Origin of the sequence: Nocardioides sp. YIM B13467, from assembly GCF_042788075.1 — a bacterium.
In the GTDB taxonomy this organism is placed as follows: domain Bacteria; phylum Actinomycetota; class Actinomycetes; order Propionibacteriales; family Nocardioidaceae; genus Nocardioides.
In genome coordinates, this window is sequence record NZ_JBHZPJ010000002.1 from 68,652 (window position 1) to 87,375 (window position 18,724).

Below are 18,724 nucleotides of genomic sequence, written 5' to 3' on the forward strand. Positions count from 1 at the left end.
AGCACGGGCACTGACGCGACCTAAGACCGCGAGCGGAGCCGGGCGTTGGGAAGCGGGGGTGCCGGGATCGGCCGCTGGTGGTTGCCCTCGACCACGCCGAAACGGCCCTCGGTCAGGTCCTGGGAGTCCTCGACCAGCTCGCCGCCACCGCGGGTGATCTGGTCCTGCCACTCCTCGCGGTAGGCGACGACCTCCTCGTGGGTGCGCCCGACGAAGTTCCACCACATGATGATCGACTCGCCGAACGGCGTACCGCCGAGGAGGAGCAGCCGGGTCCACGCCTCACCGGCCTGCAGGATCAGTGTGGTGGCGCCGGGAGGGGCGTAGGCGAGGGAGTCCTTCTCCACCTCGGCCGAGGCCGGTCCGGACGCGCCCAGGCCGGTCATCGACACCTCGCCGGTGTCCACGAGTACGCCGTGCTCGAACCGCTCGTCGACCGGGATCTCGAGCCGGGTGCCGGGCTCGAGCAGGATCTCGGCGCCGAGGATCTCGGAGTGGGTCCGCACCGGCGAGGTGGCGCCGAGGAGCGACCCCATGAAGACCCGCACGGTCGCCCCGTCACGCTCGATCGGCGTGGGCGCGTGGTTCTGGAACGCCGGCTCGACGTCGCGGAACTCGTCCGGCAGCGCGACCCACAGCTGCGCCCCGTGCAGCACGGTGGTCTCGGGCGTGGAGTTCTCCGAGTGGGAGATCCCGCGCCCGGCGGTCATCAGGTTGACCTCGCCCGGGCGCACCATCGCCACCGTGCCGACCGAGTCGCGGTGCTCGATCTCCCCGGTGAACAGCCAGGAGACCGTCGCCAGCCCGGTGTGCGGGTGGGGCGGCACCTCCATCCCGCCGGAGACGACGACGTCATCGGGACCGTAGTGGTCCAGGAAGCACCATGCGCCGATCAGCGAGCGCGAGCGGGCGGGCAGGGTGCGGCGTACGTTCATCGCTCGCGGACCGCCCAGCGGGACGTCGCGCGGAGTGATGATCTGGATCTCGACGCCTTCGTCCCCGTTTCCACCGACGCACTCGACGGGGGTGGGGTGCGCGTCCAGGTTTGTCATGCCCCAACGCTACTCCGGCCGAAGTGCCCCTGAACCAATACGCCGCCTCGCCATGCCGACGTCACATCGAGGTCGCCGGTGGGCTACCTCGATGCCACACGATGTGGCCGTGCTCATCGCTCAGCTCGCGAACTTCGTCGGTCCCACCTCCGGCGGCATGAAGACGGCCCTGGAGGCCCTCGCCCGTGGCTATCTCGAGGCCGGCCACGACCGGCTTCTCGTCGTCCCCGGCCCGTACGACTCGGTCACCTCGACCGACCTCGGCGAGGTGGTCCAGCTGAGAGCGCCGCGAGTGGGCGGCGGCTACCGGCTGATCATCGAGCCGTGGCGGGTGACCGACGTGCTGACCCGCTTCAACCCGACGAGCCTCGAGGTCAGCGACAAGTTCACGATGCTGCCGGTCGCGCGCTGGGCCCGGCGCCAGGGCATCGGGACGGTGCTCTTCTCCCACGAGCGGCTCGACGAGTACATGCCCACCTACACCGGCATGGACACCACCTCGAAGGTCTCCACCGCGCTGCTCAACCGGATGCTGGTGCGCTCCTTCGACCAGGTGCTGGTGACCTCCGACTACGCCCGGCACGAGTTCGAGCCGCTGGCCGCGACCGTCGGCTGCCCGATCGCGCAGGTGCCGCTGGGCGTCGACCTCGACTTCTTCTCGCCCTCCCTCGGGCACCGCGACGACACCCTGAGGCTCATCCACGTCGGCCGCCTCTCCCGCGAGAAGTCCCCCGACCTCGCCGTCGCCACCGCCGTCGAGCTGCATCGGCGCGGGTTCGACGTACGCATGGACGTCTATGGCGACGGGCCGCACCGTGCCGAGATCGAGGCCCTCGCCGCCGGTGCGCCGGTCGTCTTCCACGGGCACGTCTCCGACCGCCACCGGATCGCCCGGGCGCTGGCCGAGGCCGACGTGGCCCTCTCCGTCTGCCCCCGCGAGACCTTCGGACTGGCCGTCCTGGAAGCCCTCGCCAGCGGTACGCCGGTGGTGACCGCCGACCGCGGCGGCGCCCGCGAGCTCATCGACCCCCGGTGCGGAGCCTGGGCGTCCGCCCATCCGGCGGCGCTGGCCGACGCGGTCATCGATGTCGCAGAGCGGCCGGTCGTGGCGACCCGGCACGCGGCTCGTGAGCGTGCCGAGCAGTTCCCGTGGTCGCGCACGATCGAGGAGATGCTGGAGCTTCACGAGAGCCTCGCGCGAGAGACCGCGCCGACCTATCTCCTCGCGCGCTCGCGGCAGCGGCAGGCAGCCCGTCGGACTCGGCGCTACGCGTAGCCCTCGCCGAGCGAGGTCGCCAGGCTGTCGAGGCCGCGTTTTCTTTGTGGGGATAACGTTACTCTTCCGTGTTCGTTGTTCGTCCGGGGCCGCGTCTTGGGCCACGTTCAGAACACGAAGACGTAGGTCTCGTCGCCATCCTGGTATTCCATGCAAATGACCATATGAGGGGCATATGAGCGAGTTGACGACCCAGGCTGCGGTGAAGCCGGTGACGCCGCAGCAGACACACTTCGCCGACTCCTTCGGTCCGGTGTGTCGCGCGTACGGAGAAGATCCGCCGACCTCGTACGACTATCGAGACGTCACCTGTGGTGAGTGCCGGCACGCCGCGCCCTACATCAGCGCGCTGCCCGAGCACCTCAAGCCCAGGTCGACCAGGCGGCGCTCGTGGCCGCGATCGATGCAGGACCGCTAGGAAACCCGGATCTCGGTCCGCTCCTGCTGCACCGGCGTCCACCTGCCCGCCGAGCGTGATCGGGCGAGCCCGACGATCCCGGTGACCAGCAACGCTGCGGCGCTCACCGCGACCCACAGCGTGGGGGCGGAGGCGCCGAAGGCGACCACAGCGGCGACGTACGAGACGGTCGGGTTGGTGATCGTCATCGCCGCCATCGCCCACGGCAGCGGACCGGCGGCGAGGGCCGCCTGCGTGAGCACGATCCCGAGGCCGCAGGTGCACAGCAGCCCGTAGAACGCCGGCAGCGTGAGCAGCCCGAGGAATCCGTCGACGGCAGCCCGGTCGGCGGTGATCTTCAGCAGCACCGAGGTGGTGGCGAACGAGCAGCCTGCCGCGACCGCCGTGGTCGCAGCCGCGACCGGCGGCGGGAACCGGTGCGCCACCAGCAGGAGTACGCAGATCACGACCGCCACACACCCGGCGAAGAGCGCGACGCGGCCGACGTCGGCATAGGTGCCGCCGCGATGGTCGTCGGTGACCAGCAGGATCACGCCGCCACAGATCGCGGCTCCGCTGACCCAGTCGGTGACCGTGGGCCAGTGGCGGGCGGCGATCGAGGCGAAGACGAGCGCGAAGAGCAGCTGTGTGGGCATCACCGACTGCACGACGGAGACCGACCCCAGGTGGAGCGCGACCGCCTGCACCCCGAAGCCGATCGCGTTGATCACCGCGCCGGTGACCCACAGCGGGTTGCGCACCAGCGCCAGCATCAGCTGCTCGACGCCGGCGATCCCGCCGCTGCGACCGGGCGCGAGCGCGCTGGCGCGCTGCTGGACCGCGGCGGAGAGCGAGAACAGGACGCATGCGCCGATGGCCAGGCTCACGGCCGCAGCATGATCCATGCTTCGACGCTAGACCTCGAGAGGAAAGCCCACCCGCCGCTCACGCGAGCATCGTGCGATCAGCGGATGAACCCTGAGGGTCAGATCTTCACCTTCGCGCCCAGGATCTCGCCGTACTCGACCCCGAGGACCGAAGGGTCGCCGTCCTTCGGCACCAGCACCGCGACCGTCACCGCGGTCCGGATCGACAGGTTCTTGCCGGCCCGGCTGCGGAACTGGTCGAAGGGCGGGTTCCACTCCCACTCGGTGCCCTGGCCACCGACGGTGCTGTCGACGGTGAACTCCAGCATCGCGAACACGCCCTCGCGCGTCTGCACCATCCGCGGTCCGGTCTCATCGAATGGCTCCACGGTCGTCTTGACCGTGTCGACACCCATCTCCGCGACGTACGCGTCCATCTCGCGCCGCGGTGCCCGGAGCTTCTTGAGCCCGGCGAGACCCTCGACTCTCTTGGGCTTGCCGAGGTACGCGTCGATCTCGTCGGCGACGTCCTGGACCCGCTTCGCATCGGCGGCGGAGACCGGAGCGGCGCCCTCGACCTCGGTGGGGATGGCACTCGCCTTGACCTTGACCTCGCCACGGTGCTTCCAGGGCGAGAGGGCGTCCTGCTGCTCGTAGACCGCCAGCGGAGACCTCCGGTCGCCGCCGTTGATCTCCACGATGGCCCACATCGGATACTCGCCGAGCTGCACCGACCAGACCCGGCCCGCATCCACGTTGAAGGTGCGCGAGCGCTGCTTGTAGCCGGTGGCCTCGGCCGCAACCGTCGCGGCCTGGAACACGGCGAGCATGGGACCAGTGGCGGCCTGGTCCCACGCCTCGACCTTCCACTTCCCGCGCCCGTTGGCCCTGATGGCCTCGTTGCTGCGCGCGTTCCAGTCCCGCATCACAACACCGACGTCGTCGCTGCGCAACGAGACCTTGCTCGGCTGCTCGAGCTCGACGGACGCGGGCATCGAGCATCCGGTGAGCGAGAACGCCACGACGCCGATCCCGGCCGCCATGCCCAGGCGGCGGTAGAGCCCGCCGGCCGGCGGGCGCGGCATGGCCGGGCGAGTCGGCGCCGGCCCCGTCGGCCCCGTCGGCCCCGTCAGGACCGGACGGGCCGGCTGGGTCGGGTAGCTCGGCTGGGCGGGGTGGGGCGGCTGGGCGTACGAAGCCGGTGGCCGGGGCGGCTGCCACTGGTCCTGGCGTTCGCGCTTCCTGGTCAACAGCAGGACGACCGCGCCGAGCAGCAGCAGGGCACCGGAGCCCGCAACGCCCAACGCGACCAGGAAGATCCCATCGATTCGATATCCGAAGGCGAGCTTGATCGGCGCACCGTCCCGGCTCGCGGCCAGGAACGAGACCGGCTCCCCGGTGAGCGTCACGTTCAGCTCCTGGGTCCCCGAGCCCGAGACCGTCTCGTCCCACCACGGCGCCTCGGAGGCATCCGGCACGTTCTCCCCCGAGCCGGCGGCACCGCTGACCCGGGTCAGCGGGGTCTCGGCGATCTCTACGGCCCTGGTGCCCTTGACGACGTCGAGCACGTCGACCGGGTTGCCGACACCGACGTACGCCTCCCCCATCGCCTCCACACGAACCGTGACCGGAAGCCGGTCGAAGGCGAACGCCTCCGGCGTGGAGTACGCCGCGCCCTGCGCGATCGGGGTCTCCTTGCCCATCACGACGTCGTCGGGTCCGGCTGCGATGGCCAGGCCCGCCCCGACGAGAAGGAGTGGTGCGCCGAGCAGGCCGAGGAGCACCGACAGGAGGACCCTGCCGCCCTTCCGCGGCCGACTGGAATCAGCGATCACGGGTGCGTACGTTGCCGAGCTCATCGATGCCTTCTAGGTGGGGGTCCCGAGAAGAGGACGCGGCAATCTAGCGTGACCGGCCCGCCCCGAGAAGCGATTAACCCAGCCCCGCACGGTATTACCAGGCAGTATGGAACGTTTACGTTGACTTGGTAATCACCATGCCGTGTCGCTCGGACGTCTAGTCACTGAGTATTCATAGCGTCGTGGAGCGCACGCGGACGTGTCGAAGCGAGAGTTGTCGACACATAGACCGCGTTGCGTTCAATTCGAATTGACGACGAAAGGTATGAAATGAGCAAGAAGACAGGGCTGCTCCGCCGCGCCGCGGCCGTCGCCGCCTTCTCGGGTGTCGCCTTCGCGCTGACCAACGGAGCGGCCGTAGCCGCTCCGGCCGACATCAACGTGCCGGCCGCCTCCGACGTGTCGCCCTCGGACCTCTCCCCCTCGTCGCAGAAGGCCTGGGAGGACTTCATCCTCGGCGGCTCCTACGTGACCGAGGGCGCTGCCCAGATGGTCAGCGGTGCCTGGGTCGGCGCCCCCGGCCTGCTCCTCGCCGGCGCCACCGGCTCACCCCTGACCCCCGAGCAGATGCAGGCCTGGGAGAACTGGGACGAGGGTGGGCGCAAGATCGGTGAGGGCGCAGCCATGATGGTCGCCGGCGCCTATGTCGGTGCCCCCGGCATCATCCTCGACCAGATCGCGGGCGGGGCGACCCCGAGCGACCTGTCGCCGAGCGAGCTCGAGCAGGTCACGTTCCTCATCCCGGAGGACAGCCCGGCACTCGATGGTGTTCCCACCGAGCAGATCCCGAACCCGATGGCTCCCCTCGGATCCTTCTGAGCGGCGACACGACAGCTGCCGACCGCTCGTAGCTCCCACCACGATGTGATCGGCACCGTCCACACAGGTGGCCCCAGTGCGTGCACCCGTGCACGACCGGGGCCATCTGCGCGTTTACGCACGACCAGACAAGAATGTTGCAGGTTGGCGCGTATTACGTCATTACATTTCATTCGTCATTTAGTTGACACGAAAACAGCCGTGTCGCGCGCTCTCATCGTCATCGATGCTCCTAGCATCTTTTCCCGGATGCGAACGTGTCGATGCGTCTGTTATCGACCCGGGGGTCGCGTCCGTGCGTGATGTTTCAATTCGAATTGATCGATGAAAGGTACGAAATGAACATGAAGACAGGGCTGCTCCGCCGCGTCGCGGCCGTCGCCGCCTTCTCGGGTGTCGCAGTCGCACTGACCACGGGTACCGCCACCGCAGCCGACGGCACCCACCACAACCGCACCGAGGCCGAGTGCATCAAGGAGAACTCCGCCGGCGCCTCGGACCTCTCGCCCTCGAGCCAGAAGGCCTGGGCCGGCTTCATCTGTGGCGCCGGCCAGGCCACCGGCGGTGCCGCTCGCATGGTCAGCGGCGCCTGGGTCGGCGCTCCGGGCCTCATCCTGATGGGTGCCACCGGCTCTGAGCTGAGCCCGGCGCAGAAGAAGGCCTGGGTGAACTGGGACGGTGGCGCGCACCAGGTCGGCAACGGTGCCGCCATGGTCGTCTCCGGCGCCTACGTCGGCGCGCCCGGCATCGTGATGGACAAGATCATGGGCGGCGCCATGCCGTCCGAGCTGTCCGACAGCGAGATGGACCAGGTCTCCTTCCTGCTCCCCATGGAGAACCCGGCCCTCGACGGCCTTCCGGTCGACCAGGTCCCGAACCCGCTGGGTCCGCTCGGCACCTTCTGAGAATCATGACCATGGCCGGGTGATCACCCCCTACCGACTGCTCGGCTACGTCACACAGGTGGCCCTGGGCGTGCACACGTGCACAGCCGGGGCCACCTGCACGTTTTGCGCCAGGGTCAGTCCGGTTCAGTCGTACGCCAGTGGCTCCTCGATCACGTCCATCACCGCTCTGGCGATCCAGTAGTGCCGGCCGCCGCGGCCTGAGCGCCCGGCGGCCTCGATCCACCCGCGCCGTTCGGCGTCCTGGATCAGGTTGCGCGCACCCTGGTTGGTCAGGCCGGTCGCGTCCTGGACGCGCTTGACGGTCAGGTAGGGGTTGGCGAACAGCAGCGTGACCAGCCCGGACAGGTTGGCGCGTGAGGTGGCGGCCTCGTCGAGATAGCTCTCCCGGAGCGCGACCAGGCGCTCGGACCTGGTCGTGGCGTCCTCGGCCGAGCGTCGCACGGCGGTGAGGAAGAACTGCAGCCACTCCTGCATCTCACCGCGCTCCCGGACGCTCTGCAGCCGCTGGTAGTAGGTCTGGCGGTTGGCCTCGATGTAGCCCGAGAGATAGAGCAGCGGCGTGGTCATCCGCCCCTCCTCCATCAGCATCAGGTTGATCAGCAGCCGCCCGATGCGCCCGTTGCCGTCCAGGAACGGGTGGATCGTCTCGAACTGGTAGTGCATCAGCGCGCACCGCACCAGCGTCGGGCTGAGGTCGGGGACGTTGACGTACGCCTCCCAGTCGGCGATCAGCTCCGGCAGGTCGGGCGGGAGGGGTGGGACGTACGCGGCGGTCGTGGGGTTGTCGGTCGGCGACCCGACCCAGACCGGGCTCCGCCGGAACTCGCCGGGGTGGCGCTCGTGACCCCGCACGCCGGTGAGCAGGGTCTTGTGGAGCTCGAGGACGAGCCGCTGGCTGAGCGGCCAGCTCCTGATGAGCTCGAAGCCCTGACGGGTCGCGGCGAGGTAGGCCTTGACCTCGGCGACGTCCTCGCTCTTGGTCGCCTGACCGCTGACCTCGTCCTGGAGGACCTCCTCCAGGGAGGTCTGGGTGCCCTCGATCCGGGAGGAGGCGACCGCCTCCTGGGTCAGGTAGGGCCCGATCAGCAGCTCGGGATCCTGGATCAGCGCGCTCACTCCCTGGAGGCGCCCCAGCGCGGCGTCGGCATCCGAGAGCGCCTTCACCGTGAGCGGCTGTAACGGCAGGTCACGCGGGATGTGAGCGGGTCTGTAGTACCAGTAGGCCCACTTGTTCCCCGGCTCGCGGGTCGCCCTGCCGAACTGCGGAGCGTCGTACCTCTCCGGATCCATGACCGGTCAACTTACCACTCAGAGGTGGTTTGAGTTGGAAGTTGACCGGGAACTTCCAAGTGGTCCTTGGGAGTTCCCGGCCAACCTCCAACTCAGAGCCGATCGAGCAGGAGCTCGGTGGCTCGCCAGAGTTCGTCCTGGGCGGAGACGTCGGTGGCCGGATCCGCCGGAACGAGCTCGCGCCTGTGCTTCTCGGTCACGTACAGACCACTTCGCCCGGCATAGCGCGCCTCGGTGGCGAGGTCGACGATCAGGCCCGCGCCGCGAGCAGGGTCACCGATGCGCAACGCTCGAAGCACCCGCTCGAGTCCTGCGGCGAAGCGGAGGTCGCGACCCAGGCCCGTCACGTTGAACCCCGGGTCCACGCAGTTGGCACTGACCGTGGAACCGTCGAGCCTCCGAGCGAGCGCGAGCGTGAACATGATGTCGAGGAGCTTGCTCTGTCCGTATCGCTCCGACGACCCGCGGGCGGTGAACGGGGTTGTGTCGCTCAGGACCTGCGGGATGCGGAGGTCGCCGTGTCGTCGTGACGCCTCGGACGCGACGTTGACCACCCGGGCCCCGGGAGACCGCTGCAGCGACGGCAGCAGCTCACGGGTCAACACGAAGGGCGCGAGGTAGTTGACCGCGATCATCTCGGGGAGCCCGTCCGCCGTGACCCGCGGCTCGAAGGCATGTATCCCCGCGTTGTTGATGAGTACGTCGATCCGCCCGTGCCGAGCCCGGATCTCCTCGCCCACCTTGCGCACCTCGCCCGGCCGGGAGAGGTCGACCACGAACACCTCCGGATCCGCGGTCGGCGCCACCTCGCGTACGGACGAGATCGTGGCCTCCGCGCGCTGCGCGCTCCGCGCCGTGATGACCAGGTGCGCTCCTGCCGCGGCCAGCGATGTCGCGGCGAGGGCACCCAGGCCACCCGTCGCCCCGGTGAGGACGATCGTCGGAGCCTCGTCGTTCATGCGGCACTGCCTCTCTTCGACCGAGTGGCCGATATAGTGTGGATATGCCCACTATATCGAGTGGTGTGCAAATGCCCATTACCTGGAGAGCTGCATGACCCCAGCGACCACACGGCTCGGCGTCGAGCTCAACGCTCTGCTCAGCGCCTCGCGCGCACTCACCGAACGGTCCGCCGCGGCGTTCCACGAGGAGCTGCGCCCGGCCGCCTTCCACCTCGCACGCTGGCTCTACGCGTACGGCCCAGCCAGACCGAGCGCCGTGGCCGAGGCCGTGGCGATGGACCGCAGCTCCGCCAGCGCCCTCTTCAAACGCATGACGTCCCTCGGTCTGGTCCAGAGTGATCGTGCGCCGGAGGACGGACGCTCGGTGCTCGTGTCCTTGACCGACGCGGGCCGCACGCAGGTCGAGCGAGCGCTCGCACTGCGTCAGGACGAGCTGGAACAGCGTGTCGACGGCTGGTCCGAGGACGACCTGGATCGGCTCGTGTCGCTGCTCCATCGGTTCAACGAGCTGCCGGGCGGCGGGGTGCAGCGAAACGGCAGTTGAACCTAGTGTGGGGACCGTGCAGTTCGGCCAGTACCCCTCTCCACGTCATACGATCGCCCACCTCTCCGACCCTCACCTCTACGCCGGGGACCGGCGGATCTTCGGCAAGGTCGACCCGACCCCCGGGTTCGAGCGTGCGCTGGACCGGCTGCGGGGCATGACGATCCCACCGCAGGCGATCGTCTTCACCGGCGACCTCGCCGACCTGGGTGAGCGCGACGCGTACGTACGCCTCCGGAAGCAGGTCGAGCCGGTCGCCGCGGACCTCGGCGCCGAGATCATCTGGGTGATGGGCAACCACGACGAGCGCGAGGCCTACTCCGAGGTGCTCTTCGGAGAGGCCTCCGACGCGCCACAGGATCGCGTCTACGACGTCGACGGGCTGCGGATCATCGCCCTGGACACCACCGTGCCCGGCTGGCACCACGGCGACATCACCGAGCCGCAGCTGGAATGGCTGGCCGACGTGCTCGCCGAGCCGGCGCCGCACGGCACCCTGCTCACGATGCATCACCCGCCGGTCCCGCTCCCCCTCAACGAGGCCAGCGTGATCATCGAGCTCGACGGCCAGGACCGGCTCGCTCAGGTGCTGGCGGGCACCGACGTACGCGCTGTTCTCGCAGGTCACCTGCACTACTCGACCTTCACCACCTTCGCCGGCATCCCGGTCTCGGTCGCCTCCGCGAGCTGTTACACCGCCGCGCCGGCGACCCTCGACCGCTACTCCGCGTCCGTCGACGGCCACCAGGCGATCTCCCTGGTCCACCTCTACGACGAGGGCGTCGGCGGAGTCCCCGGCGCCCCGGTCGTCCACACCACCGTGCCGATCGGCGAGGCCCCCGAGGTCGCCGGCTTCCCCTCCTCGGTCCTCGAGAAGCTCGGCCCGATGACCCCGGCCGAGCGCCGCGACCTCTTCTCCCGCAAGGGCAAGGCCGCTCGCGCGCTGCGGCGTCAGCTTCGAGACTGACCGAGGACAGCCTCGATCTCCGACTCGAGGCTGATGCGGGCGTACATCCGGGCCCGGAACGATTGCTGCGAAACGTCAACGACGACAGGAGCAGCCATGTCTCGGACCCTCGTCCGCACGGGCACCGCAGCGCTCGCCGCGGTGCTCCTTCCCCTGACGGCCGTGCCGGCCGCGTACGCCCAGCCTGATCCCGAGCCTGATCCCGGCCCCGCGGCCGTGGCGCCCGACCCGACCGCACTGACCCGGGAGGCGACCGCGATCGCCGAGCGGGCCGCCGCCGAGCGGAAGGGTCTTCGGGCCCGGTCGGCGCCTCCCACCGCCGCCGACCTCGACCGTGCCGTCGACGCGTTCATCGCCGATGGTGCCGTGGGCGTGACCGCCCGGGTCGAGACGCCCGGCCTGGAGTGGTCGGGGGCGGGTGGCGTACGCGAGGTCGGGAAGAAGAAGCAGGTCAGGCCCGGCGACCGGTTCCACGTCGCCAGCAACACCAAGACCCTGATCGCGACCCTGGTGATGCAGGAGGTCGAGCGCGGCGGCTGGACCCTGGACACGCCCGCCAACGACCTGCTCCCGGGCACGTTCCCCGACGGCGTCACGATCAAGCACCTGCTCAGCCACACCTCCGGCGCCCCGCGCGGGCCCGAGGAGATCCTCTTCGACCGCGTCGAGGACCCGACCTCGTGGGACCAGCTGATCGACGCGCTCGGGCAGTACTACTCCGAGGCCGAGCACCTCGCCTTCATGCGCGGCGCCGGCTGGCTCTTCGAACCCGGCGCCGACTTCTCCTACTCCAACTACGGCTACGTCGCGCTCGGGGTCATGCTCGAGAAGGAGACCGGGGAGCGGATCGAGGATCTCGTACGCCACCGGGTGCTCGACCCCGCAGGCATGCGTCAGAGCGCCTACCCGACCGATGCCCGCAACCGCGGACCGTTCCTCGAGGACGCCGGCCACTACGAGGGCCGCTGGCGGCCGATGACCGGCCTGCACCCAAGCATCTTCCACGCCGCCGGGGCCGCGACGAGCACCACCGAGGACCTCGCCGACCTCAACGAGTCGCTCCTCACCGGGAAGCTGGTCAGCCCGGCATCGGTCGAGAAGATGCTGCCGCCGATCGCGGGCAGCGCCGACCCGGAGTACGGGTTCGGGATCTACCGGGTCGCCGACCCGTGCAACCCCGGCGAATATCTCTACGGCCACGACGGCGCCCACATGGGTGCGCAGTCGATCAGCTGGGGCTCACCGGACGGCACCCGCCAGATCACGCTCGGCTGGACCGGCCGCAACTGGGACAGCACCGACCCGATCTACGACCTCGGCCTGCTCCTCGAGCCGATGCTGCTGGCGACCTGCTGAGCCGCTGGGTGCCGTCGCCCGGCGTCAGGGTCGAAGGATGCGGCGCTCGATCGCCGTCGCGACGGCGCCGGCTCGGGTGTCGACGCCGAGCTTGGTGTAGATGTGGGAGAGGTGTGACTTGACCGTCGCCTCGCTGACCAGGAGCTCGCGGGCCATCTCCTTGTTGCCCAGGCCTCGGGCGAGCAACCGCAGGATCTCGACCTCGCGCGGGCTCACCTTCGGCGTCGGCGAGGCAGCCCGCTGCAGCAGCCGGGTCGCGACCGAGGGGGCCAGCACGGTCTCTCCTCGTGCGGTGCCGCGGATGGCCCGGAACAGCTCGTCGGGCGGCGCGTCCTTCAGCAGGTAGCCCGCGGCACCGGCGTCGACGGCCTCGAGGACGTCGGCCTCGGTGTCGTAGGTCGTCAGCACCAGCACGTGCGGCGGCGACGGCAGCTCGCGGACCAGCCGGGTGGTCTCCGCGCCGCCCGGCCCGTCGCCGAGGCTGAGGTCCATCAGCACCACGTCCGGCTGGGTCTCGCCGACGACCCCGACGGCCTGGGCCGAGTCGGCCGCCTCGCCGACCACGTCCAGGTCGTCCTGGGCGTCCACCAGGGCGCGTACGCCTGCCCGGACCACCGGATGGTCGTCCACCAGCACCACCCGGATGCGTTGCTCAGCCACGACGTTCCTCCCCCTGAGATGCTGCCTGTCCGGCCGCGAACGAGGCCGCGACCACCGTCCCCTCGCCCGGGGCGCTCTCGACGACCAAGTCTCCACCCAGCAGGCGGGCGCGAGCCCGCATCCCGGCCAGGCCGTGTCCGCGCAGCCCGTCGGAATCCTTCAGCAGGGAAGGCTCGAACCCGGCTCCGTCGTCGCGTACGTCCAGGGCGACCCCGCCCTCGTGGAAGGTGAGGGAGACGACCGCCGTGGTCGCACCGGCGTGCTCGGCGACGTTGGCGAGCGCACCCCGCAGGGTGCGTACGACGGCCGTCGCCACCCTCCCGCCGACCTCGTGCGGATCGCCGTGGACGTGGACCGGGACGCTGAGCCCGGTGGTGGCGGCGACGTCGTCGGCGACCTGGCGTACGGCGGTGGCCAGGGCCGATCCGCCGGTCAGCTCGGTGGGGGCGAGGTCGCGTACGACCCGTCGCGCCTCGTCGAGCGAGGAGCGGGCCATGGCCGCCGCCTGGTCGACGTGGTCGCGGGCGTCGGCCGGGCGCGACTCCCACTCCTGGTCGGCCGCCTGGAGCAGCAGGTTGATGCTGGTCAGGCCCTGGGCGACGCTGTCGTGGATCTCCCGGCTCAGCCGCGCGCGCTCGGCCACGACACCGGCACGACGCTCGGCGTCGGCGACGTCGTCCTGGGCCGCCTCCAGGTCTGCCAGGAGCGCGCGCCGGGTGACCGCGTCGCGCTCGAGAGCGCGGTAGGTGGTCACCGCGAGCACGGCGACGCAGACCGGGCCGAGCAGCACGGTCGGGTCGGCCAGGCCGGTCATCCGGCTCCAGGCGACCGCGACGACCGCGACGAGGAACACCGTGACGGCCACGGCCCAGCGGAACGGCAGTACGCGGAGCGCCAGGAAGACCAGCGGCACCGCCGCCCACGAGAACGACGGCGCGATCAGCGCCAGCACCGTCCAGCAGGCGACCACCGCGGCCAGCCAGACGACCGCGGCGGTGCCGGCGAGGCGGCGGCCCGCGGCGTACGCGATCAGGAGGACGGCGGCGCCGGGCAGGACCACCTCGGCCTGGTCGCCGAGGCCGTGTCCCTGCAGATAGCGCGCGACCGAGGCGATGACGAGTACCACCAGCGAGATGTGGAGCCAGCGGTCGAGCAGCGTCTGGCCGGCCAGGATCCCACCGGTGCGCGGGCTGAGCCCCGAGGTTGGCACGGTATCGGTCGACATGGTCGTTCCAGGCTAGGCCGGTCGCGCGGCTCCGGCATCATCCGATCGGCTATCCGGGGTGTGGCCGAACGGCCATCCAGACGTCGCCGGTCACCCGATGTCTCGACCCCTCCCCGACGGCGATGGTTGATGCATCAGCTCGACCAACCGCACCGAACACCGGAGGAGCACCACCATGCGTACGTCCCGAATCGCCGCCCTCGCCGGCCTGGCTGGCATCGCCGCCTCGGCCACCCTGTCCGTCACCGCCCTCGGCATGGGCACCGCGGCCAACGCCGCCGAGGGCAACGGCCGCCCCGCGAGCTACCTGCTCGAGGGGGACCCGTCCGCCCAGGGCGGCTCGAAGTTCGAGGGCATCGGCGTGGACCGGGAGTCCGGGAAGTTCTACGTCAGCGAGGTCACCGGCGGCGAGATCCAGCGCGGCTCGGCCGACCGTACCCAGGCCCAGGAGTGGCTGGCCGGTGACGGCACCGACGGCCGCTACACCGCTCGCGGCATCACCGTCGACGACGAGGGCCGCATCTACATCGCCGGTGGCCCGAACGGCACCGGCAACGACCGCCCCGACCTGTGGGTCTACAGCCCCGAGGGTGAGCTGCTCACCGCTCTCCGCGTCCCCGACAACGACGCGTTCCTGAACGACGTCGCGATCGGGCCGGACGGTGCCGCGTACTTCACCAACTCCAACGACCCGACGATCATCCGCGTCGCCGAGGGTGCCGACGGCTGGCAGGCCACCGAGTGGGCCGACGGCAGCGACCTGATCACCCGGCAGGAGGGCTTCAACCTCGGCGGCATCGTGCTGAGCCAGGACCGCTCCGCCTTCGTGGTCGCCCAGGGCAACACCGGGCAGCTGTGGCGCTTCTCGATCGCCACCGGCGAGGTCAGCGAGATCGACACCGACGGCGCGAACCTGCGCAACGCCGACGGGCTGGTCCGGCAGGGCCGCGACCTCGCCGTGATCCGCAACTTCGACAAGCAGATCGTGCACCTGGAGCTGAACCGGTCCGCGACCTCCGCCGAGCACGTCTCGTCGCGTGCGACCGACCCGAACCGCGTCTTCACGACCGGCAAGCTGCTCGACGGCAGGCTGCTGCTGGTCGACAGCCACTTCGACGAGCAGACCGCGCAGGGGCCGTACGAGATCGTCACCGCCCGGATGCCGCGATGACCGTCTCTCCCCCGCGGTGGTCGCTGGCAGCCGCGGCGCTGACCGTGCTTCTGGCAGGCTGCGGCGCGGCGCCGCCGGAGACCGCACAGCCGTCTCCGCCGACCTCTCCCTCGGGTTCGGCGTCCGCGCCCGAGGCGCCGAAGCACGCCCCTGACCCCGAAGAGCAGAAGCGTATGAACGAGCAGCTGATCACGGCCGCGTGGGACAACGATGTCGCTCGCGCCCGCGAGTTGGTCCGAGCCGGCGCGGACGTGAACTACGCCGACGACACCCAGCAGAGCGCCTATCTGATCGCCGCCAGCGAGGGCTACGTCGACCTGCTCGACCTGACCCTCCGCAACGGCGCGGAGGTCAACGCCAAGGACTCCTACGACGGGACCGCGCTGATCCGCGCCGCCGAGCGCGGTCACGCCGACATCGTGGGGCGTCTGGTGCAGGCCGGGATCGACCTCGACCACGTCAACAACCTGGGCTGGACCGCCCTGCACGAGGCGGTCGTCCTGGGTGACGACGGCCCGGACGCGGCCGACACCGTACGGGTGCTCGTCGCGGCCGGCGTGGACATCTCGATCGAGGCGGGCCGGGACGGGAAGACCGCCTTGGAGCACGCCGAGGAGCGCGGTTTCGACGCGATGGTGTCGACGCTGTGTACGGCTTCGGCCGAGGTCGCCGACGGTGACTCTCAGCTCCTGCGTGCCGCTTCAGCGGGTGACACGGACTCGGCCGCGGCGGCGCTCCGGGGCGGCGCCGATCTGGAGACCAGGGACGGCAACCGGCGTACGCCGCTGCTGCTCGCGGTCACCGACGACCACCTCGAGACGGCCCGTCTGCTCGTGTACCTGGGTGCCGATCCGGATGCCCTCGACGGCCGGCACGACACCCCCTGGCTGGTCACCGGGGTCACCGGGAGCGTCCCGATGGCCGAGCTGCTGCTCAGCGTCGACCCGGACCTGACCGTACGCAACCGCTACGGCGGTCTCTCGATCATCCCCGCCAGCGAGCGCGGCCACGCGGACTACGTGGAGCGGGTCGCCCGCACCGACATCGACATCGACCACGTCAACGACCTCGGCTGGACCGCCCTCCTCGAGGCCGTGATCCTCGGCGAGGGGTCCGACCGCTGGCAGCGGGTCGTCCTCAGCCTGCTCGACAACGGCGCCGACCCGGGCATCGCCGACCGCGACGGCGTGACCCCGCTCGAGCACGCCCGCAACCGCGGCTTCACCGAGATCGCCCACATCTTTGAACGGCACAGCATCGAACAGCACAGCACCGAGCAGCACGGCGGCTGATCAGCCGCCGGCTCAGGTGACACGAAAGACCGGCCAGCCGATCTCGGTGCGCCACGCAGCGGGATCGCTTGTGTCACGAGGGCCGACGACGTAGACCTCCCGCACCGGCCCGGCCACCGACATCGCGTTCTCAACCACCCAGGTCCCGAGCTCGCCGTACGTCACCTCGATGTCGTCGTGCTCGCCGACGTGGGTGGTGACGGCCAGCTCCGCGGCCGGAAGGGTCGCGGGGTGCACGCGCCCGGTGCGAGGCGGCGCATCGGTCGGCAGGTAGACGAGCGCGTGACCGCGCTCCTGCTCGAAGAGGGCGTTGTCGTAGCTTCCGCCCGGCGGTCCGGTCACGGCGGTGCCGACGGCCGCCTCCAGCTCGGCCATCGCGCCTGCGTACCAGGCTTCGACGTCGCGATGCCCCACGACGGCCTCCACCGCCGCGACCGTCCGGGCGGGCTCCGCGCGCAGCTCGACGTCGATCGGCGCGGGATCGGGCCGGAGCAGGCGGCGCAGCGACACGACCGCGGCCCGGGTGCGGTCGAGCTCGTCCTCGAGGCGTTGCAGATGGTCCGCGATCAGGGCCGCCCGGACACCCGGGTCGGGGGTCCGCAGGATCCGCTGCACATCGCCCAGGGGGACGTCGAGCTCGCGAAGCCGGTGGATGACCTGCGCGGTCGGGATCTGGTCGACGCCGTAGTAGCGGTAACCGGTGGTCTCGTCCACCACAGCGGGATCCAGCAGGGCCGCCTCGTGGTACCGACGCAGGGTACGCACGCTCAAGTGGGTCAACCGCGAAAACTCCCCGATGGTCAGCACCCCCTCATTGTGAACGCTCCCCCTGGGGGAGAGTCCACCGCTTGACCCTCCCACGCCGAGAGGCCAGATGGTGGGCTCATGACACAGCACACCGATCTTCCGTCCGACCTGCTCCCGACCACCGTGCGCGAGTTCCTCACCGCCCATGTCGCCCGCGACGCCGACACCGCCTCGTCGTTCCTCGCCGAGGATGCGGTGGTCGTCGACCAGGGCGAGACCTTCCGCGGCCGAGAGGAAGCCCACGCGTTCCTGCGGGACGCCGGGTCCGAGTTCGAGTACACGACCGAGCAGATCGGCGCTCACCGCGTCGATGACGCCCACTGGGTGGTCACGGTGCGGCTCGAGGGCACCTTCCCGGGTGGCGTCGCCGATCTGGACTACCGGTTCGCGCTGCGGAACGGCCTCGTCGCCGAACTCGTCATCGCCAACCACCCAGCCTGACCAAGCCCGCACCACCTCGATCTTTCAAAGGAGAGAAATGTCCATCTCAGATCGCGATCGTCTCGATGGTCGCCGGGCGTTGGTCACGGGCGGCTCGAAGGGCTCGGGCAAGGCCGTCGTGGAGAGACTGCGAGAGATGGGTGCCGACGTGTACGTGACGGTGCGCACCATGCCCGACGGGTACGAGCACCCTGACCGCTTCATCGAAGCAGACATCTTGACGGCAGAAGGCACCGACGCCGTGGCCTCTCGCATCGCAGAAGCCGGCGCACTCGACATCCTGGTGCACGTCGTCGGAGGGGCGTCGACGCCGTCCGGTGGATTCGCGGTCATCACCGATGACCAGTGGCTCACCGAGCTGAACCTCAACCTCCTTGGAGCAGTACGGCTGGATCGAGCTCTTCTCCCGGCGATGATCAGGGCCGGCTCGGGCGTGGTGCTGCACTTCACCTCGATCCAGCGTGAACTGCCCCTGTACGACGCGTCCTTGGCTTATGCAGCAGCGAAGGCCGCGCTGCGTACGTACAGCAAGGGGCTTGCCAACGAGCTCGCGCCGCGCGGCGTACGGGTCAACGCGATCAGCCCCGGCGGGATCGAGACCGAATCCTACGAACGGTTCGTGGACCGGATAGCCGAGGGCAACGAACTCACACGTGACGCAGCCAAGCAGACGATCTACGACTCCCTCGGAGGAGTGCCCCTGGGACGGTTCGCGAACACCGAGGAGATCGCGGACCTGGTCGGATTCCTCGTCTCGGATCGCGCCTCGGCGATCGTAGGCGCCGAATACGTGATCGACGGCGGCACCGTCCCGACCGTCTGAGCCGGGCAG

19 protein-coding genes are annotated in these 18,724 nt (G+C 70.2%); 11 read left to right on the forward strand and 8 right to left on the reverse strand.

All coding sequences use genetic code 11. The features are described from left to right. Window positions 1–20: 20 nt before the first annotated feature. A complete protein-coding gene (locus ACFX43_RS00680; RefSeq protein WP_378815804.1) occupies window positions 21–1,052 on the reverse strand; it encodes a pirin family protein in 1,032 nt (343 codons plus the stop codon). Between the two features lie 91 nt (window positions 1,053–1,143). On the opposite strand from ACFX43_RS00680, the gene ACFX43_RS00685 reads away from it, so the two are divergent. Together ACFX43_RS00685 and ACFX43_RS00690 are read left to right on the forward strand one after the other, a co-directional pair. After that, window positions 1,144–2,328, forward strand: coding sequence for a glycosyltransferase (locus ACFX43_RS00685; protein WP_378815806.1), 1,185 nt, complete (start codon window positions 1,144–1,146; stop codon window positions 2,326–2,328). Window positions 2,329–2,503: 175 nt separating this feature from the next. Beyond that, window positions 2,504–2,746 carry a hypothetical protein gene (locus ACFX43_RS00690; protein WP_378815808.1) on the forward strand — a complete coding sequence of 81 codons (243 nt, stop codon included), beginning with the start codon at window positions 2,504–2,506 and terminating at the stop codon, window positions 2,744–2,746. On the opposite strand, the gene ACFX43_RS00695 is transcribed toward ACFX43_RS00690, so the two are convergent. Further along, on the reverse strand, window positions 2,743–3,630 hold the full coding sequence (locus ACFX43_RS00695) for a DMT family transporter (protein WP_378815811.1): 888 nt from the start codon (window positions 3,628–3,630) through the stop codon (window positions 2,743–2,745). The genes ACFX43_RS00690 and ACFX43_RS00695 overlap by 4 nt on opposite strands. A gap of 80 nt (window positions 3,631–3,710) precedes the next feature. Next, window positions 3,711–5,450: a hypothetical protein gene (locus tag ACFX43_RS00700; RefSeq protein ID WP_378815813.1), complete on the reverse strand. Its 1,740-nt coding sequence runs from the start codon at window positions 5,448–5,450 to the stop codon at window positions 3,711–3,713. A 270-nt stretch (window positions 5,451–5,720) separates the two neighbouring features. Here ACFX43_RS00700 and ACFX43_RS00705 point away from each other — a divergent pair, with 270 nt between their 5' ends. Beyond that, window positions 5,721–6,269 carry a type III effector gene (locus ACFX43_RS00705; RefSeq protein ID WP_378815815.1) on the forward strand — a complete coding sequence of 183 codons (549 nt, stop codon included), beginning with the start codon at window positions 5,721–5,723 and terminating at the stop codon, window positions 6,267–6,269. Window positions 6,270–6,607: 338 nt separating this feature from the next. Then, complete coding sequence (locus tag ACFX43_RS00710) at window positions 6,608–7,174, forward strand: type III effector (protein WP_378815817.1); 567 nt, start codon at window positions 6,608–6,610, stop codon at window positions 7,172–7,174. 126 nt (window positions 7,175–7,300) lie between these two features. Here the strand turns inward: ACFX43_RS00710 and ACFX43_RS00715 are convergent, their stop codons facing one another. After that, window positions 7,301–8,467 carry a Fic family protein gene (locus ACFX43_RS00715; protein ID WP_378815819.1) on the reverse strand — a complete coding sequence of 389 codons (1,167 nt, stop codon included), beginning with the start codon at window positions 8,465–8,467 and terminating at the stop codon, window positions 7,301–7,303. A gap of 92 nt (window positions 8,468–8,559) precedes the next feature. Further along, window positions 8,560–9,426 (reverse strand): SDR family NAD(P)-dependent oxidoreductase, encoded by an 867-nt coding sequence (locus ACFX43_RS00720; protein WP_378815821.1) that lies wholly within the window; start codon window positions 9,424–9,426, stop codon window positions 8,560–8,562. 94 nt (window positions 9,427–9,520) lie between these two features. Here ACFX43_RS00720 and ACFX43_RS00725 point away from each other — a divergent pair, with 94 nt between their 5' ends. From ACFX43_RS00725 to ACFX43_RS00735, 3 genes are all read left to right on the forward strand, one after another. Next, window positions 9,521–9,973: a MarR family winged helix-turn-helix transcriptional regulator gene (locus ACFX43_RS00725; protein ID WP_378815823.1), complete on the forward strand. Its 453-nt coding sequence runs from the start codon at window positions 9,521–9,523 to the stop codon at window positions 9,971–9,973. A 16-nt stretch (window positions 9,974–9,989) separates the two neighbouring features. Next, on the forward strand, window positions 9,990–10,940 hold the full coding sequence (locus tag ACFX43_RS00730; RefSeq protein WP_378815825.1) for a metallophosphoesterase: 951 nt from the start codon (window positions 9,990–9,992) through the stop codon (window positions 10,938–10,940). Window positions 10,941–11,036: 96 nt separating this feature from the next. Next, on the forward strand, window positions 11,037–12,296 hold the full coding sequence (locus tag ACFX43_RS00735; protein ID WP_378815827.1) for a serine hydrolase domain-containing protein: 1,260 nt from the start codon (window positions 11,037–11,039) through the stop codon (window positions 12,294–12,296). 24 nt (window positions 12,297–12,320) lie between these two features. Here the strand turns inward: ACFX43_RS00735 and ACFX43_RS00740 are convergent, their stop codons facing one another. Continuing rightward, on the reverse strand, window positions 12,321–12,956 hold the full coding sequence (locus ACFX43_RS00740; protein ID WP_378815828.1) for a response regulator: 636 nt from the start codon (window positions 12,954–12,956) through the stop codon (window positions 12,321–12,323). Beyond that, a complete protein-coding gene (locus ACFX43_RS00745; protein ID WP_378815830.1) occupies window positions 12,949–14,181 on the reverse strand; it encodes a sensor histidine kinase in 1,233 nt (410 codons plus the stop codon). The genes ACFX43_RS00740 and ACFX43_RS00745 overlap by 8 nt, the downstream gene beginning before the upstream one ends. 175 nt (window positions 14,182–14,356) lie before the next feature. Here ACFX43_RS00745 and ACFX43_RS00750 point away from each other — a divergent pair, with 175 nt between their 5' ends. After that, a complete protein-coding gene (locus ACFX43_RS00750; RefSeq protein WP_378815832.1) occupies window positions 14,357–15,352 on the forward strand; it encodes an SMP-30/gluconolactonase/LRE family protein in 996 nt (331 codons plus the stop codon). Further along, entirely contained in the window at window positions 15,349–16,644 is a 1,296-nt protein-coding gene (locus ACFX43_RS00755) for an ankyrin repeat domain-containing protein (RefSeq protein WP_378815842.1), read from the forward strand. The genes ACFX43_RS00750 and ACFX43_RS00755 overlap by 4 nt, the downstream gene beginning before the upstream one ends. A gap of 12 nt (window positions 16,645–16,656) precedes the next feature. Here ACFX43_RS00755 and ACFX43_RS00760 read toward each other — a convergent pair whose 3' ends face one another. After that, window positions 16,657–17,505: a MerR family transcriptional regulator gene (locus ACFX43_RS00760; RefSeq protein WP_378815844.1), complete on the reverse strand. Its 849-nt coding sequence runs from the start codon at window positions 17,503–17,505 to the stop codon at window positions 16,657–16,659. A 24-nt stretch (window positions 17,506–17,529) separates the two neighbouring features. Here ACFX43_RS00760 and ACFX43_RS00765 point away from each other — a divergent pair, with 24 nt between their 5' ends. Beyond that, window positions 17,530–17,892, forward strand: coding sequence for a nuclear transport factor 2 family protein (locus tag ACFX43_RS00765; RefSeq protein ID WP_378815846.1), 363 nt, complete (start codon window positions 17,530–17,532; stop codon window positions 17,890–17,892). A 37-nt stretch (window positions 17,893–17,929) separates the two neighbouring features. Then, on the forward strand, window positions 17,930–18,715 hold the full coding sequence (locus ACFX43_RS00770) for an SDR family oxidoreductase (RefSeq protein ID WP_378815848.1): 786 nt from the start codon (window positions 17,930–17,932) through the stop codon (window positions 18,713–18,715). Window positions 18,716–18,724 lie beyond the last annotated feature (9 nt).

What these genes read in the sequence shown, in the direction of transcription:
- ACFX43_RS00680 (WP_378815804.1), bottom strand. Translation starts at nt 1,052, where the DNA reads ATGACAAACCTGGACGCGCACCCCACCCCCGTCGAGTGCGTCGGTGGA.
- ACFX43_RS00685 (WP_378815806.1), top strand. Translation starts at nt 1,144, where the DNA reads ATGCCACACGATGTGGCCGTGCTCATCGCTCAGCTCGCGAACTTCGTC.
- ACFX43_RS00690 (WP_378815808.1), top strand. Translation starts at nt 2,504, where the DNA reads ATGAGCGAGTTGACGACCCAGGCTGCGGTGAAGCCGGTGACGCCGCAG.
- ACFX43_RS00695 (WP_378815811.1), bottom strand. Translation starts at nt 3,630, where the DNA reads ATGGATCATGCTGCGGCCGTGAGCCTGGCCATCGGCGCATGCGTCCTG.
- ACFX43_RS00700 (WP_378815813.1), bottom strand. Translation starts at nt 5,450, where the DNA reads ATGAGCTCGGCAACGTACGCACCCGTGATCGCTGATTCCAGTCGGCCG.
- ACFX43_RS00705 (WP_378815815.1), top strand. Translation starts at nt 5,721, where the DNA reads ATGAGCAAGAAGACAGGGCTGCTCCGCCGCGCCGCGGCCGTCGCCGCC.
- ACFX43_RS00710 (WP_378815817.1), top strand. Translation starts at nt 6,608, where the DNA reads ATGAACATGAAGACAGGGCTGCTCCGCCGCGTCGCGGCCGTCGCCGCC.
- ACFX43_RS00715 (WP_378815819.1), bottom strand. Translation starts at nt 8,467, where the DNA reads ATGGATCCGGAGAGGTACGACGCTCCGCAGTTCGGCAGGGCGACCCGC.
- ACFX43_RS00720 (WP_378815821.1), bottom strand. Translation starts at nt 9,426, where the DNA reads ATGAACGACGAGGCTCCGACGATCGTCCTCACCGGGGCGACGGGTGGC.
- ACFX43_RS00725 (WP_378815823.1), top strand. Translation starts at nt 9,521, where the DNA reads ATGACCCCAGCGACCACACGGCTCGGCGTCGAGCTCAACGCTCTGCTC.
- ACFX43_RS00735 (WP_378815827.1), top strand. Translation starts at nt 11,037, where the DNA reads ATGTCTCGGACCCTCGTCCGCACGGGCACCGCAGCGCTCGCCGCGGTG.
- ACFX43_RS00745 (WP_378815830.1), bottom strand. Translation starts at nt 14,181, where the DNA reads ATGTCGACCGATACCGTGCCAACCTCGGGGCTCAGCCCGCGCACCGGT.
- ACFX43_RS00750 (WP_378815832.1), top strand. Translation starts at nt 14,357, where the DNA reads ATGCGTACGTCCCGAATCGCCGCCCTCGCCGGCCTGGCTGGCATCGCC.
- ACFX43_RS00755 (WP_378815842.1), top strand. Translation starts at nt 15,349, where the DNA reads ATGACCGTCTCTCCCCCGCGGTGGTCGCTGGCAGCCGCGGCGCTGACC.
- ACFX43_RS00765 (WP_378815846.1), top strand. Translation starts at nt 17,530, where the DNA reads ATGACACAGCACACCGATCTTCCGTCCGACCTGCTCCCGACCACCGTG.
- ACFX43_RS00770 (WP_378815848.1), top strand. Translation starts at nt 17,930, where the DNA reads ATGTCCATCTCAGATCGCGATCGTCTCGATGGTCGCCGGGCGTTGGTC.